Source organism: Microvirga arsenatis (assembly GCF_009910705.1).
Taxonomy (GTDB): Bacteria; Pseudomonadota; Alphaproteobacteria; order Rhizobiales; family Beijerinckiaceae; genus Microvirga; species Microvirga arsenatis.
The window spans coordinates 36,882-51,269 of record NZ_JAAAXJ010000004.1 but is presented as its reverse complement, the minus strand read 5'-3'; the positions used below and the strand labels follow the sequence as shown (position 1 = coordinate 51,269).

Here is a 14,388-nt window from a genome sequence, read left to right as displayed (position 1 = left end):
TGAGCGACAGGGGTGCCGGCATGCTGAGATGGGCTCTGATCTTCCTCGTGGTCTCCCTCGTGGCGGGAGCGCTCGGCTTTACGGGAATCGCGTCCGGCGCCCGAACGATCGCCAAGATCCTGTTCGTCATGTTCCTGCTGGGCTTCATCCTGCTGATTCTGCTGGCCTGGGGAGCCGGCGAGCTCATCTTCTAAGTCATGCCACTCACGCATGAATGAAAAAGGCGGGCCCGGAGCCCGCCTGTTTCCGCCCGTCACTGGCTCGCGAAGGCCGAGGTGTCCTCGCCCGCGAGCTTCTTTGCATAATAGGCGATGGTCTTCGCGTAGACTTGGGACTTGTTCCAGGCCCGGATCGCCTCGAAGTTCGGCGTGCCCGGCTCCCAGTCGGCTCCCTTCACCCAGCCGTGGCCCTTGAGGTAGTTGGCCGTCGAGGCCAGCACGTCCGCCGGGCTGTGCAGGAGATCGGCCCGCCTGTCGCCGTCGAAATCGACCGCGTACTTGACATAGGACGACGGCATGAACTGGGTCTGCCCCATCTCGCCGGCCCAGGCCCCGCGCATTTCGGCCGGGGTCAGGTCGCCCCTCTCGACGATGCGCAGGGCGTCGAAGAGGTGGGCCTTGAAGAAGTCGGAGCGACGGCAATCGTAGGCCAGCGTCGCGACCGAGCGGATGACGGGCAGGTTGCCTCTCACGGCGCCGAAATCGGTCTCCAGCCCCCAGATCGCCACGAGCACGGGAGCCGGGACGCCGAAGCGCTGCTCGATGCGCTCGAGGGTCGCTGCGTGCCGCTTCAGCATGTTGGCGCCGCCCTTGAGGCGGGCGGGCGAGACCATGCGGCCGGCGAATTGCTCGAAGCTCTGCTTGAACACGCCCTGGCCGCGATCCTTCTTGATGACGGATGGGTCGAGGGTGACGCCTGCCAGACCCTGCCGAACCGCTTGAGGCGAAATGCCCTGCGCCACGGCCTCCTCCGCAATGTCGTCCAGCCATTTCTCGAAGCCTGCCGGATCGCGGCAGGTCGCTGCCGTCGCTTGGGTTGCGGCAAGAAGGGTGGCTGCAAGAAGGGAGGCGCGCATGAAAGCCTGCATGAGGTCTCTCCAGATTCGTTCCGTTCCAGAGCGAGGTAGGGTCCCACCCCGGCAACTCAAGCCCGCGACCTTGGCAGGCAACCGCCGCGCATCGAGCGCGTTTCCAGAAGGACCGGGGCGAAGCCAGGAGGACAGGGGTGCACGGCGTCGAACATCGGAGGGCATGGGCCATAGGGGCTCTCGTACTGGCGCTGCTCACCGGCGCCCCGTGGGCGCGGGCTGCCAATGGGCCGATCGGGGACGTGTTGGCCACGCAGACCCTCCACGCCCGTTTCGATTCCGTCACGCGGCAGACGGTCGCCACCGGAATGGCGGCACCCGGCCTTTGCTTCTCCTTCGTTCTTCCCGATGAATGGCGCACCACCGCGCAGGGCTTGGATGCCGTTGCCTCGGAGGGTGAACTCGCGGTGAGCCTTCGCTCCGCTCAGGAGCTCCGCGACCTGCCGCACCCCGATCTTGCGAGTCGCGACGCCGCCGTGCTGCAGCGGGACTACGAGGAGCTGCTCGGGCGTCCCGCGCAATCGGTCTCCCTCTCCGCCGGTACGGGTGCAGCCCGATGGTCGGCAACCTGGACAGACGCCAATCTGCCGACGGCTTCCCGATCGATGACGGTGGAGGCCCTCATCGTCCCGCTGTCAAGCGAATGGGTGCTCGAACTGTCCCTGTCGGGCCTTCATACCCGGCAGGCCTACGATGCCCTCGCGCAGCAGCTCCTGTCCCGGCTGCGGGTGCAGGGCAAGGCATCGTGCCAGCCGTAAGGCCCCGATGGACATTGCGCGCCTTTTCCTCCATGCCTCGCCCGTGGCGTGAAACGGTGGAGGGTCGGAGCAGATCATGGACGTCATCATCTACCACAACCCGCAATGCGGAACCTCGCGCAATACCCTGGGGCTGATCCGCAATGCGGGGATCGAGCCCCATATCATCGAATACCTGAAGTGCCCGCCGACGCGCCTGCTCCTGCGCCAGCTCATCGAGCGCATGGGGCTCTCCGTGCGCGACGTGGTCCGCGAGAAGGGAACGCCATACCATGAACTCGGGCTCGAGGATTCTTCCCTGAGCGACGACCAGCTTCTCGATGCCATGATGGCGCATCCGATCCTGATCAACCGGCCCATCGTGGTGACTCCGCTCGGCGTCAGGCTCTGCCGCCCATCGGAAACGGTCATCGACATCCTGCCGCCGCAGCAGGGGGAATTCGTCAAGGAGGACGGCGAGCCGGTGGTCGACGCCTCGGGACGGCGCGTCGGCCTCGCCTGAGGCGCCCGGGAACAAGCCGAGGCCGATCCGGTTCAGGGATGGGACGACCCCGTCCCCGGAGAACAGGCAATGGAGCTTCAAGGCAAGGTCGCGCTCGTCACGGGCGCAGGATCCGGCATCGGCAAGGCGGCGGCCCTGCGCCTGGCGCGGGAGGGAGCCATCGTCGGGGTGCTGAGCCACACCGAAGACGAGATCCGAAAGACCGCGCAGGAGATCGAGGGGGCCGGCGGCAGGGCCATGCCGCTCGTGGCCGACGTGGCGGACGAGGGTCAGATGAGGAAGGCCGTGGCCGATCTGGTCCAGGCTCACGGGCGGCTCGACATCGTCTTCGCCAATGCGGGCATCAACGGCGTCTGGGCCCCCATCGACGAACTGCAGCCGGCGGAATGGGACCGCACCATCAACACGAATCTGCGCGGCACCTATCTCACCATCCATTATGCGGTGCCGCACCTGAAGACGGCGGGCGGCTCCATCATCATCACGGCCTCGATCAACGGCACCCGCACCTTCACGACGGCAGGAGCCACGGCCTATTCCGCCACCAAGGCCGCGCAGGTGGCGATGGCGCAGATGCTGGCGGTGGAGCTGGCCAAGCACAAGATCCGCGTGAACGTGGTCTGCCCCGGCAAGATCGGCACGGAGATCATGGAGAACACGCAGAAGCGCAACACGGAGGAGGCGGAAGTCCCCAGCGAGTTTCCCGCCGGACCGATTCCGCTCACGGGCGAGGAGCCCGGCACGAGCGAGGAGGTGGCGGAGCTCGTGCACTTCCTGGCCTCCGACCGCGCGCGCCACATCACGGGAACGCCGGTCTGGATCGACGGGGCTCAGTCGCTGCTGGTGTAGACACGTGGCGTGGGGACGCTAGTGCGCCTCCAGCCGCGTTCCCACGGGGACGGTGGGTTCCGGCACGAAGGCCTCCTTCGACCCCGTGGGCGGTGCGGCGCGCTGGATGCTGCGGTAGGCGCCCCAGATCGCCATGAGCAACTGGGCGGTGACGAAGACATAGACGAGTCCGAGGCGCCCGAACTCCGTCATGGCCGCACCTGCGATCACGGGTCCGACAGCGGCGCCGGCGCCCAGCAGGATCAGGAGCCCTCCGGCCGCAGCTACGAACTCGCCGGGCCGCACCATGTCGTTCACATGGGCCGTGACGATGCTGTAGGTGGGGATCACGCTGCCGCCGAAGATGGCGACATAGACGAAGAGCAGCCACGTCGGCACGGTGGCCGGCACGAAGTGGATGAGCGCGAGCAGGATCGAGGCCGCCATGGCGGCCGTTCCCATGATCACGTGGCGGCGGTCCATGCGGTCCGACAGCCACCCGAGGGGCCATGTGGTGAGAAATCCGCCCAAGGTGCCGCAGGTCATGAAGAGCGCGATCTCCGTCGTGTCCAGGCCCCGCTCCTGCGCCCAGATCGGTCCGAGCGCGAAGAACGAGCTGGTGGTGATGCCGCACAGAACCGCCGCCACCACGCCGAAGGGCGATTGCCGGTAGAGCTGCACCAGATTGATCTTCGTGTCGCTCACCGCATGGGCCGGGGCCGTCGCCCGCGACAGGGCGGTGGGCACGAGAGCAAGCGAGATCAGAATGGCCACGAAGCAGAACAGCCGGAATCCATGAGGATCGCCTGATGGCAGGAGCATCTGCCCGCCGATGCCGGCGACGAGACCCGTCATGCCGTAGAGGCTCAGGATCTGCCCGCGGGTCTCGGCCGTCACCGAGGCGTTGAGCCAGCTCTCCACGACGATGAACAGGCCTGCAAAGCAGAAACCGGTCACGCACCGCGCGGCGATCCACACCGCCGGGCTGATCACGAGAAGATGCAGGAGCGCGGTCGACGCCGCCACCGCCGCCAGCGCCGAGAAGGCGCGGGTATGCCCCACCTGATGGATCACCCGACCGGCCCAGAGGGAGCCGAGCACGATGCCGACCCAGAAGGCCGCGCCCACGGCGCCGATCTCGGTGGGCGTGAACTGCTCGATGCTCCCGCGCACGCTGAGCAGCGTGCCCAGCAGGGTGTTGCCGGTCTGCATGAGAGCGTAGCCGAGAAGGAGGGCAAAGAGGGTCGGCAGGGTGGTCCGCAGAGACGAAGTCATGGGCTCTCCTGTGAAGCGAGATCCTGTGGCTCGGATGTGCGGTTGCGGGAGCTTGGCCTCACCGATGGGCGTGCCGAAGCCCGGGGTCGCGTGACCCCGTTCACCGGCGAATGACAGTGGGAACACCGAGCCCCGTGCCTTGGGTGAACTCTACGGGGGAGGGGATGTTCCGGTGTTCGGTGTCCAGGGGCGCCGCGAAAGAAAAGGCCCAGCTCACAGGTGGCTGGGCCCTCAGGCTTTAGAACGGTGCAGGATGCGCCTCAGGTATCCATCTTCAGCGCCGCGATGAAGGCCTCCTGCGGGATGTCGACCTTGCCGTACTGGCGCATCCGCTTCTTGCCTTCCTTCTGCTTGTCGAGCAGCTTGCGCTTGCGCGAGGCGTCGCCGCCGTAGCATTTGGCCGTCACGTCCTTGCGCAGCGCCCGGATGGTCTCGCGGGCGATGATCTTGCCGCCGATGGCCGCCTGCACCGGGATCTGGAACATGTGGGGCGGGATCAGCTCTTTCAGCTTCTCGCACATGGCGCGGCCCCGGCCTTCCGCACGGGTGCGGTGCACGAGCATGGAGAGCGCGTCCACCGGCTCGCCGTTGACCAGCACCGACATCTTCACCAGGTCACCCTCGCGGTAGTCGGAGATGTGGTAGTCGAACGAGGCGTAGCCCTTCGAGACGGACTTCAGGCGATCATAGAAGTCGAACACCACCTCGTTGAGCGGCAGGTCGTAGACCACCATGGCGCGCTTGCCGACATAGTTCAGGTCGATCTGCACGCCGCGCCGGTCCTGGCAGAGCTTGAGCACGGAGCCGAGATAATCGTCCGGAGTGAGGATCGTGGCGCGGATCCACGGTTCCTCGATGGCGTCGATCTTCATCACGTCCGGCATGTCGGCCGGGTTGTGCAACTCCTTCACGGTGCCGTCGGTCATGCGCAGGTTATAGACGACGCTGGGCGCGGTGGAGATCAGGTCGAGGTTGAACTCGCGCTCCAGGCGCTCCTGGATGATCTCGAGATGGAGCAGGCCGAGGAAGCCGCAGCGGAAGCCGAAGCCGAGCGCCGCGGAAGTCTCCATCTCGTAGGTGAAGCTCGCGTCGTTCAGGCGCAGCTTGCCCATGGCGGCACGCAGGTTCTCGAAATCGGCCGCATCGACGGGGAAGAGGCCGCAGAACACCACCGGCTGCACGGGCTTGAAGCCGGGAAGCGCCTCCGCCGTGGGCTTGCGCTCGTCGGTGATGGTGTCGCCGACGCGGGTATCGGCCACCTCCTTGATGGAGGCCGTGAGGAAGCCGACCTCGCCCGGGCCGAGCACATCCACATCCGTCATCTTGGGCCGGAACACGCCGACCTTGTCGACGCCGTAGGTGGCGCCGGTGCCCATCATCTTGATGGTTTGGCCCTTCCTGAGGGTGCCGTCGATGATGCGCACGAGCACGACCACGCCGAGATAGGCGTCGTACCAGGAATCGACCAGCATCGCCTTCAGCGGCGCTTCCTTGTCGCCCTTCGGCGGCGGCAGCTTGCGGACGATGGCCTCCAGCACGCCCTCGATGTTGATGCCGGTCTTGGCGGAGATCGGCACCGCCTCCGAGGCATCGATGCCGATCACCTCCTCGATCTGCTCCTTGATCCGGTCCGGATCGGCGGCGGGCAGGTCGATCTTGTTGAGGACGGGCACGATCTCGTGGTTGGCGTCGATGGCCTGGTAGACGTTGGCCAGCGTCTGCGCCTCCACGCCCTGGGAGGCGTCCACCACCAGCAGGGAGCCCTCGCAGGCAGCAAGCGAGCGCGAGACCTCGTAGGCGAAGTCCACGTGGCCGGGGGTGTCCATCAGGTTCAGGATATAGGTCTTGCCGTCCTGCGCCTTGTATTCCAGGCGCACGGTCTGCGCCTTGATGGTAATGCCGCGCTCGCGCTCGATGTCCATGCTGTCGAGCACCTGCTCCGTCATCTCGCGGGCCGAGAGCGCCCCCGTGGTCTGGATCAGGCGGTCGGCCAGGGTCGACTTGCCGTGGTCGATATGAGCCACGATGGAGAAGTTGCGGATGTTGTCGAAGGTGCGTGCGGTCATAATCTTGCAAATATAAGAAGGATCGGGCCGCAATAGCAGGGCAGGCCCCCAAAGCCAAGGGAAGTCGATGGCCCGGGGGAGGGGCTATTCGCCATAGGGCTCTGGAATCCGGGCTATTCCAGCCGCGAGAGAGCCTCGGCCCGGGCGAGGTCCTTCGGGCGTCCGAACAACCGGCAGATTGCGATCAGCTCAGACCGGGAGGGGGCATAGACAGGCCTCCCATCGATGAGGAAAGCCTCGCGGCTGGCCGGCTCCATGGGTTGCCAGCCTCCCTGGGTCCGAATCCGAAAGCCGCCCATGATCTCGACGGGAAGGGGCGGGATCGTCCATCGCCCGAAAACCTCCGACCGGAACAGATCGGTCCCGCCGTCTTCTCCTGGTGGAATGTTCAGCCCCGGCAACACCTGCCGGGCGTCCCGGGCGCTCATGACCACATCGACATCGGGGATTGCAGGTGACGCGATCCCTTGCAACCCAGCCGCGGCTCCGCCGATCAGCCACCAGGGATCCTCCGCTCCCGTCAATGCATCCGCCACCATTGTCAGGGTCTGGAGGACGGGGGCAGGGAGATGGGCAGGGGCCGGAGAGGGCATGATCTGCGCACGTGCTTTACAAGTGTCGGGATCATCCCCTCATAAGCGCAAAGCCGTCCGCCCGATAGGTCCGCGGGTCGTCCCCGCGCTCCGAGGCGACGATGGGGAACCTGGAGACCTGACGGGCGGCCGAGGGAGGGACGGATCCCGCCTTGGATTGTCCTTGATCTGAAGGCTCGGCAGTCTACAACTGTGGAGCTCGGCTCGAGCCGGCATTCCGGCAACTCTCATAAGGCAGCTATGGATCTCTGGTCGGCAACTCGGGATTTGTCGGGCGGGCCGACCGGCGCGAAGGGGCTTCCATGACCCTGCGCACGCGGCTCTACCTTCTCGTGTTCTTGGCTCTCGCCCCGGCCATCGCTCTCTTGTTCTACAATGACTGGAGCGACCGAAAGCACAGGGAGATCCAGGCCGAAGCCGATGCGCTCCGGTATGCTCGCCTCGTCTCGAGCGAGATGGACCGCCTCTTCGAAGGTGTGCGAGCCCAGCTCAGCGCAGTCGCCGAGGCTCCTGTCGTGCAGGGTTTCCAGGACCCGGAATGCGGCCGCTATCTGAGGCGCCTCGAATCCACCAATGCCGCCACCACCTCCGTGTCCGTCTACGACGTGAACGGGGATCGCCGGTGCAGCGCCGTCGACCTGGTGAACATCACCGATCGTCCGTATTTCAGACAGGCCCTGCAATCCGATGAATTCATCGTCGGCGAATACGTCGTCGGCAAGACCTCGGGGCTGCCGGTGCTCCCTTTCGCCATGCGGATCAAGAGGGAAGGACAGGTGATCGGCGTCATTGTCACGACGCTGCGCCTCGACTGGCTGGGGCAATACCTGGCCGAGAGAAGCGGCGACTTTCCATCCCGCAGTTCGATCACGGTCATCGACCGGGCCGGGACCATTCTTGTCCGCATCCCGAATCGCGAGCGGGAGGGCACCAAGCTGGCGCGCTACCCCCAGCTTCTCACGGCCCAACAGAGCGGAACCCTCAGGTCCACGGCCGAGAACACGGCCGACGGAGTGGCCCGCCTGCTCGGCTACACCGCCGTGGAGGAGCGGCCGCGCGGCATCGGTGTCTCCGTCGGCATTCCCTTGGATGTGATCTTCGCCGGTCTGGAAGAGGCGAGGCTTCGCAATCTTCTCCTTGTCACGCTAACGGCCTTTCTGGCGCTGTTCGCCGCCCATCTTGCCGGGCGCGCCTTCGTCATTCAGCCGGTCTCCAAGCTGCTCGGGGCGGCGGAGCGCCTGCGCAAGGGCGACCTTGAGGCCCGCGTCGACGTCGGCAATCCTCGCTCGGAACTCGGCCGCCTCGCGGAAGCCTTCAACGCCATGGCGGCGGATCTGGAGAAATCGCTTCAGTACAAGGATCTGCTCCTGCGCGAGCTGAGCCATCGCGTGATGAACAGCCTGCAGACCATCGGGTCGCTGTTCATCATGCAGGCCAAGGCCATGAAGGATGCGGAGTCGCGCGGCCTCTTCGACCAGGCCGCGTCCCGCATCAATTCCGTCGCTCTGGCCTATCGCCGCCTGCATGCCGCCAGAGGCGTGGAGGTCGTCGAGTTCGCCACCTTCATCCGGGAGCTGTGCGCGGAACTCCAGGCATCGATGCTTTCGGCCGGCAATCCCATCGTGGTCGAGGCCGATCCGATCCTGCTGAGCCCCGACCAGGCAATGCCCCTGGCCCTCGTCGTGAACGAACTGGTGACCAACGCCATCAAGCACGGAGGCATGGAGCCCTCCATCACGATCAAGCTCGGACGCTCCAGCGAGGGGTGCCGGCTCGCGGTGCGGAACCGTGGCGAGCTCCCCCCCAACTATGACCTCACCATGACGAAGGGTTTTGGCATGCGGATGGTCAGATCGACCGTAGCGCAGATCGGCGGCCATCTTGAGGCTGCCAGCATGGCCGGGGAAACGGAGTTCGCCATCACGTTCCAGCCCTCGGTGCAGCAGATGGCCATCGCCCGGGTTGTCGAGGGGCACCAGGAGGCGGTTGGCGAACGCTGAGCGGGCCCACTGGAGTCGAGGAACACGACGCGCCTTCGCAGAGCCTGGCCTTTCTCCTCGCCGCAACCCCGGCCCATGCGCAGACTCCGAGCCTGAGCCGCTCCGGGCCGGTCACTTACCTGTTAATTCTTCCTTAACGGCAGGACAGGGCCGCTCCTGCATCCGATAGGATTGCTGGCGAACAAAGCCTGCAGGGATGATTCCGTGATCTATCCGGTGACCCAAAACCCGCTGTTTCGCGTGCTGGACAGCCTGGGGCGGGATTTTGCGTCCCATCCGCCCGCACCGGAGCCGGTACGGGGGTTGCCGCGCAGCGCCGAGGAGCGGGCGCTGGACATGGGATTCAACAGCCTGAGCGATCTTCAATGCCGCCTTGCGGAAGTGCGGCTCGGTCCAGCCTCGCGCCTGGCTGCTCTGCGGGAATGGTCTTGTGTGGATGGTTCCAAGGCGGGGCTGCTGGCCCTGATTGCAGCCCAGGACGATGCCTTTGCGCTGCCGGCCGCGCCTGCCTGACGGTCGTCAAGCTGTCATCGGCCACTTCGTAAGTGGGCTCCGGACGCTATGTCCGGTTCTACGGTCAGCGAAAGACCAAGAAGGAGAAACGCCGTGAGACGTGCAGCATTGGGAGCCTTGATCCTGTTGGCGACGACCTTTCCATCCCTCGCGCAGAACACCCATCACGCCAACCGGATCGACCTCGTGCGGCCCGATGCGCCGGCTCTCGCAAGGCATGGCGAGCACGCGATCGGGGTCCGCACGATCGAAGTGACCAATCCGAACCAGATCGACGTGCTGAAGGCCGCGGCCGGCCAGGAGCCGCCCCGCTACGACCGCAAGCTCACCCTGGAGGTCTGGTACCCCGCCGATGCGGGCAATGGACAACCGGGCGCCTATTCCGGTGTGTTCCTGCGCGACGGCAAGACCCAGGTGACGCTCCACGGCCGGGCGGCCAGGGACGCCGCGCCCAAGCCGGCCGCCGGCGGCTACCCGCTGGCGATCATCAGTCACGGTTATCCGGGCAACCGCTTCCTGCTCAGCCACCTGGCCGAAAATCTGGCGACGAAGGGCTATGTCGTGGCCGCCATCGACCATGCGGACTCGACCTATAACGACCAGGGCAAGTTCGGCTCGACCCTGATCAACCGGCCGCTCGACCAGCTCTTCGTCCTCAACGAGATGGACCGGCTGTCGAAGCAGCCGGGCCATTTCCTCAGCGGGCTGGTCGATGCCTCGCGCACCGGGCTGATCGGCTATTCCATGGGCGGCTACGGTGCGGTGATCACGGCCGGCGCGGGCGTGACCAAGGAGGCCGTAGCCTACGATTCGGGCGTGCCGGCGGGAATGCTCTCCGTGCACCTGGCCGGATCCGAGACGCACAGGAAGCTTCGTGACGAGCGCATCAAGGCCGTCGTGGCCATCGCGCCCTGGGGGATGCAGCGCGGCTTCTGGAACGGGGAGGGCCTGAGCGCGATCACGACTCCCATCCTCTACGTGGCCGGCAGCAAGGACGACGTCTCGGGCTACGAGAAGGGCGTCCGCGCCCTCTACGCCGGCACGGTCAACGCCGACCGCTACCTCCTGACCTTCGAGAACGCCAACCACAACGCCGCGGCGCCGATCCCGGCGCCCGTCGAAAGCTGGAAGGCCGGGGAGGGCGCGGCCTCATCCCCCTTCAACCACTATGCCGATCCGGTTTGGGACAGCGTGCGCATGAACAACATCGCGCAGCATTTCGTCACCGCCTTCCTGGGCCGCTACGTGAAGAACGATGCCGAACTCGGCAGTCATCTCGACGTGCCGGTCGAACGGGCGAGCGAGGCGGTCTATGCGGTCGAAAAGGACGGCAAGCCCAAGCCCGAGCACACATACTGGAAGGGCTTTGCCAGCCGGACTGCCATGGGCCTGATGCTGGAGCGGAAGGCGCGGGGCGCCAACTGACAGGCTTGCCCGATTGTATGAGTGAACAAGCGCGGACGTGGAAGTCCGCGCTTGTCCAGGACGGCCCCGCTTAACGGGCGCACTCGACGGGAACGCGCTGCTCGGTGCCCGGAACCAGGACGGTGCGGCACGGAACGCCGTTGATGACGCGGATCTCGTGCGGCGCGGCCGTTGGGAAGGCCGAGTTCGGCGTGCCGGAGACCGCCGCCCCGGCCGTCGGCGCCCCGGAAGCCGGGCCGACGAGGATGCTGCCGGTTGTCGTCGGGTCCATGCCGACCATGCCGGCCGAGGTGGCGCACTGCACCGGGATGCGCTGATTGTTGGCGCGGTCGAGAACGGTGCGGCATGGCACGCCGTTGATGGTCTGGATCTCGTGCGGGGCGGCATGCGGGAAGGGCGAGCCCGGAGTGCCGCTCGTTTGGGCTTGAGCCACGCCAAGCGTACCGATCAGTGCGAGGCCGGTGCTGGCCACGATCGTCAGGATCTTCATCAAAACCTCCTCTGTGGGGAACAGGGCCGTTTCCACGGACCGGAGGTTTAACGCCGACAGGGAAGATTATTTCCTATGGGGCTGGCGGAGGCTCCGTCCTGACGAGGCACAGAGGCCTAGCGGCCCTTCTCCAGGATGCGCGAGATCACCTTGGCCGTGTAGTCCACCATCGGGACGATGCGGGCATAGTTGAGCCGGGTCGGACCGATAACGCCCAGAACCCCGACGATCTTCTGGCTGCCGTCCCGGAAGGGCGCGGCGATCATGGAGGAGCCGGAGAGCGAGAAGAGCTTGTTCTCCGAGCCGATGAAGATGCGGACCCCTTCGCCGCCCTCGGCCCGGCTCAGGAGGTCGATCACGTCGGTCTGGGTTTCCAGGTCCGAGAAGAGCAGGCGGATGCGCTCCAGATCCTCGGCCGCCTTCAGGTCATCGAGAAGATTCGCCTGGCCGCGCACGATGAGCTGGCGCGATTCCGCCGGTCCCACGGTGGTGGCGAGCCCCGCTTCCACGAGCTTTGCGGTAAGCGCATCGAGCTCGCGCTCCATCTCCTCGCGACGGGACTGGATCTCACGCTTGATGTCGCCCAGCGTCTTGCCCTGGATGCGGGCGTTGAGGAAGTTGCCGGCTTCCACCAGGGCGCCGGCCGGCAGGCCCGCGGGCAGGTCGAGGAGACGGTTCTCCACCGAGCCGTCCTCGGAGACCAGCACCACCAGGGCGCGGGTCGGATCGAGCCGCACGAACTCGATATGCTTCAGGCGCGCATTGGACTTGGAGGTCACCACCACTCCCGCGCCGCGGGAGACGCCGGAGAGCAGCGCCGAAGCCTCGGCCAGCGCCGTTTCCAGGGTGTGGCCGGAGGCGGCGGCGCGCATCTGCGCCTCGATCCGCGCCCGCTCCTCCGAGGTCACGTCGCCGATCTCCATCATGGCATCGACGAAGAAGCGCAGGCCCGTTTCCGTGGGAAGGCGCCCGGCGCTCGTATGGGGTGCATAGATCAGACCCGCCGCTTCCAGATCGGCCATCACGTTGCGGATCGAGGCGGGGGAGAGCGTCATCGGCAGGATGCGCGAGAGGTGGCGCGAGCCGACAGGCTCGCCGGTCATCAGGTAGCTCTCGACGATCTGGCGGAAAATTTCGCGCGAGCGATCGTTCAGCTCCGCGATGGCGCGGGGCTCCGACAGATGGGAAAAGGGGCCGGTTGCGTGCATCCGATGGGTTCTACGCCTTCTGACAATCCACCCTTGAGGTCCGCATTATGTGCGGGTCCGGGAGCTTTTAGGCAAGGCTTCGCCCTTGCGCAAAGCGGCCTGGCGCTCCAAACAGGCGTGAATCGCGAGTTTAGAGGAGAATCCCGCCATGCGCCCGTCCAACCGCGCCCCCGATGAACTGCGTCCCGTCACCCTGGAGCGGGGCGTCGCGCGCTATGCGGAGGGCTCCTGCCTCGTCTCCTTCGGCAACACCCGGGTGATCTGCACGGCCTCGCTGGAGGAGAAGGGGGCGCCGTGGCTGCGCGGCACGGGCCGCGGCTGGGTGACGGCGGAATATTCCATGCTGCCGCGGGCCACGCACGAGCGCACCAAGCGGGAGGTCAATTCCGGCAAGCCTTCCGGGCGCACCCAGGAGATCCAGCGCCTCATCGGCCGTTCCTTGCGCGCCGTGGTCAACCTGCCCGCCATCGGCGAGCGGCAGATCGTGGTCGATTGCGACGTGATCCAGGCCGACGGCGGCACCCGGACCGCCTCCATCACCGGCGCCTGGGTGGCCCTGCACGATTGCTTCGCCTGGATGCAGAGCCGCTCGATCATCTCGATCAACCCCCTGCGCGAGCCCGTCGCCGCCATTTCCTGCGGCATCTACAAGGGCACCCCGGTGCTCGACCTCGACTACGCCGAGGATTCCACCGCCGAGACGGACGCCAATTTCGTGATCACGGGCTCCGGCGGCATCGTCGAGGTCCAGGGCACGGCCGAGGGCAAGCCCTTCTCGGAGGAGGAGTTCCTGAACCTGCTGCGCCTCGCCAAGGCCGGGGTGGCGCAGCTCGTGGACCTGCAGAAGAAGGCCGTGGCATGAAGGAGCGCCGCCCCCTGACCGGCAAGGTGGTCATCGCCACCCACAATGCGGGCAAGCTGCGCGAGATGCAGGAGCTGCTCGCTCCCTTCGGCATCGAGGCGGTGTCGGCGGGCGAGCTCGGCCTGCCCGTGCCCGACGAGACCGGCCACATGTTCGCCGAGAACGCCGCCATCAAGGCCCATGCGGCCGCCAGGGCCACGGGCCTGCCGGCCCTCTCGGACGATTCCGGCCTCTGCGTCCATGCCCTCGACGGCGCGCCGGGGCTGTTCACGGCGGACTGGGCCGGGCCGAAGAAGGATTTTTATGCCGCCATGGAGCGGGTGAAGCGCGAGCTCGACAAGCGCGAAGCGACGGACCATCGGGCGCATTTCGTCTCCGCCCTCGTCATTGCCTGGCCCGACGGGCACGAGGAGCTGTTCGAGGGCCGCGTCTTCGGCCAGGTGGTCTGGCCGCCGCGCGGGACCAAGGGTTTCGGGTACGATCCCATGTTCCAGCCGGACGGCTTTGCTGAGACCTTCGGCGAGATCTCCTCGGAGGAGAAGCACGGCATCGACTGGTCCAAGCCGGAGCCCTCAGGGTTGTCCCACCGGGCCCGGGCCTTCGTGAAGCTGGCCAAGGGGTGTTTGCAGAGGGGGTGAACCCTCCACGTCATCACCGGCCTTGTGCCGGTGATCCCGATCCTATGAGCGCAGCACGCTTCCAATCGAGATGGCCGGGACGAACCCGGCCATGAGGTAGTATGTGCCCTACAACGAAGAAGCGCCCCTCGGGGCGCTTCTCT

Annotated in this window: 15 protein-coding genes; 9 read left to right on the top strand and 6 right to left on the bottom strand. The window is 66.4% G+C overall.

The genetic code is table 11. The features are described 5' to 3' along the window. Nucleotides 1-20: 20 nt before the first annotated feature. Nucleotides 21-194: a DUF1328 domain-containing protein gene (locus GR303_RS09125; RefSeq protein WP_161722234.1), complete on the top strand. Its 174-nt coding sequence runs from the start codon at nucleotides 21-23 to the stop codon at nucleotides 192-194. Nucleotides 195-253: 59 nt separating this feature from the next. Here the strand turns inward: GR303_RS09125 and GR303_RS09120 are convergent, their stop codons facing one another. Continuing rightward, complete coding sequence (locus GR303_RS09120) at nucleotides 254-1,087, bottom strand: lytic murein transglycosylase (RefSeq protein WP_161722235.1); 834 nt, start codon at nucleotides 1,085-1,087, stop codon at nucleotides 254-256. Between the two features lie 137 nt (nucleotides 1,088-1,224). Between GR303_RS09120 and GR303_RS09115 the strand changes: the two genes are divergently transcribed. The 3 genes from GR303_RS09115 to GR303_RS09105 all read left to right on the top strand — a co-directional run bounded on the left by GR303_RS09115 (nucleotide 1,225) and on the right by GR303_RS09105 (nucleotide 3,196). Then, nucleotides 1,225-1,845 (top strand): hypothetical protein, encoded by a 621-nt coding sequence (locus GR303_RS09115; protein WP_161722236.1) that lies wholly within the window; start codon nucleotides 1,225-1,227, stop codon nucleotides 1,843-1,845. A gap of 76 nt (nucleotides 1,846-1,921) precedes the next feature. Continuing rightward, the gene (gene arsC, locus GR303_RS09110; RefSeq protein WP_161722237.1) at nucleotides 1,922-2,347 is read left to right on the top strand and encodes an arsenate reductase (glutaredoxin); all 426 of its coding nucleotides are present in this window, start codon (nucleotides 1,922-1,924) and stop codon (nucleotides 2,345-2,347) included. A 69-nt stretch (nucleotides 2,348-2,416) separates the two neighbouring features. Beyond that, the gene (locus GR303_RS09105) at nucleotides 2,417-3,196 is read left to right on the top strand and encodes an SDR family oxidoreductase (RefSeq protein ID WP_161722238.1); all 780 of its coding nucleotides are present in this window, start codon (nucleotides 2,417-2,419) and stop codon (nucleotides 3,194-3,196) included. An 18-nt stretch (nucleotides 3,197-3,214) separates the two neighbouring features. Here GR303_RS09105 and GR303_RS09100 read toward each other — a convergent pair whose 3' ends face one another. The 3 genes from GR303_RS09100 to GR303_RS09090 form a co-directional block, all read right to left on the bottom strand. Beyond that, nucleotides 3,215-4,450 (bottom strand): MFS transporter, encoded by a 1,236-nt coding sequence (locus GR303_RS09100; RefSeq protein ID WP_161722239.1) that lies wholly within the window; start codon nucleotides 4,448-4,450, stop codon nucleotides 3,215-3,217. Nucleotides 4,451-4,710: 260 nt separating this feature from the next. Beyond that, complete coding sequence (gene lepA / locus GR303_RS09095; RefSeq protein WP_161722240.1) at nucleotides 4,711-6,516, bottom strand: translation elongation factor 4; 1,806 nt, start codon at nucleotides 6,514-6,516, stop codon at nucleotides 4,711-4,713. A gap of 113 nt (nucleotides 6,517-6,629) precedes the next feature. Next, a complete protein-coding gene (locus GR303_RS09090; RefSeq protein ID WP_161722241.1) occupies nucleotides 6,630-7,109 on the bottom strand; it encodes a hypothetical protein in 480 nt (159 codons plus the stop codon). 302 nt (nucleotides 7,110-7,411) lie between these two features. Here GR303_RS09090 and GR303_RS09085 point away from each other — a divergent pair, with 302 nt between their 5' ends. The 3 genes from GR303_RS09085 to GR303_RS09075 all read left to right on the top strand — a co-directional run bounded on the left by GR303_RS09085 (nucleotide 7,412) and on the right by GR303_RS09075 (nucleotide 11,047). Then, entirely contained in the window at nucleotides 7,412-9,109 is a 1,698-nt protein-coding gene (locus GR303_RS09085) for a sensor histidine kinase (RefSeq protein WP_161722242.1), read from the top strand. Between the two features lie 204 nt (nucleotides 9,110-9,313). Then, the gene (locus tag GR303_RS09080; protein WP_161722243.1) at nucleotides 9,314-9,622 is read left to right on the top strand and encodes a hypothetical protein; all 309 of its coding nucleotides are present in this window, start codon (nucleotides 9,314-9,316) and stop codon (nucleotides 9,620-9,622) included. A 93-nt stretch (nucleotides 9,623-9,715) separates the two neighbouring features. Beyond that, complete coding sequence (locus GR303_RS09075; protein WP_201751981.1) at nucleotides 9,716-11,047, top strand: alpha/beta hydrolase family protein; 1,332 nt, start codon at nucleotides 9,716-9,718, stop codon at nucleotides 11,045-11,047. Between the two features lie 70 nt (nucleotides 11,048-11,117). Here GR303_RS09075 and GR303_RS09070 read toward each other — a convergent pair whose 3' ends face one another. Both GR303_RS09070 and hrcA read right to left on the bottom strand, forming a co-directional pair. After that, nucleotides 11,118-11,537, bottom strand: coding sequence for a hypothetical protein (locus GR303_RS09070; RefSeq protein ID WP_161722245.1), 420 nt, complete (start codon nucleotides 11,535-11,537; stop codon nucleotides 11,118-11,120). A 116-nt stretch (nucleotides 11,538-11,653) separates the two neighbouring features. Next, nucleotides 11,654-12,745: a heat-inducible transcriptional repressor HrcA gene (hrcA, locus tag GR303_RS09065; protein WP_161722246.1), complete on the bottom strand. Its 1,092-nt coding sequence runs from the start codon at nucleotides 12,743-12,745 to the stop codon at nucleotides 11,654-11,656. Nucleotides 12,746-12,893: 148 nt separating this feature from the next. On the opposite strand from hrcA, the gene rph reads away from it, so the two are divergent. Then, nucleotides 12,894-13,607: a ribonuclease PH gene (rph, locus tag GR303_RS09060; RefSeq protein ID WP_161722247.1), complete on the top strand. Its 714-nt coding sequence runs from the start codon at nucleotides 12,894-12,896 to the stop codon at nucleotides 13,605-13,607. Next, a complete protein-coding gene (locus GR303_RS09055) occupies nucleotides 13,604-14,245 on the top strand; it encodes a non-canonical purine NTP pyrophosphatase (protein WP_161722248.1) in 642 nt (213 codons plus the stop codon). Before rph ends, GR303_RS09055 begins: the two co-directional genes overlap by 4 nt. Nucleotides 14,246-14,388: the final 143 nt, after the last annotated feature.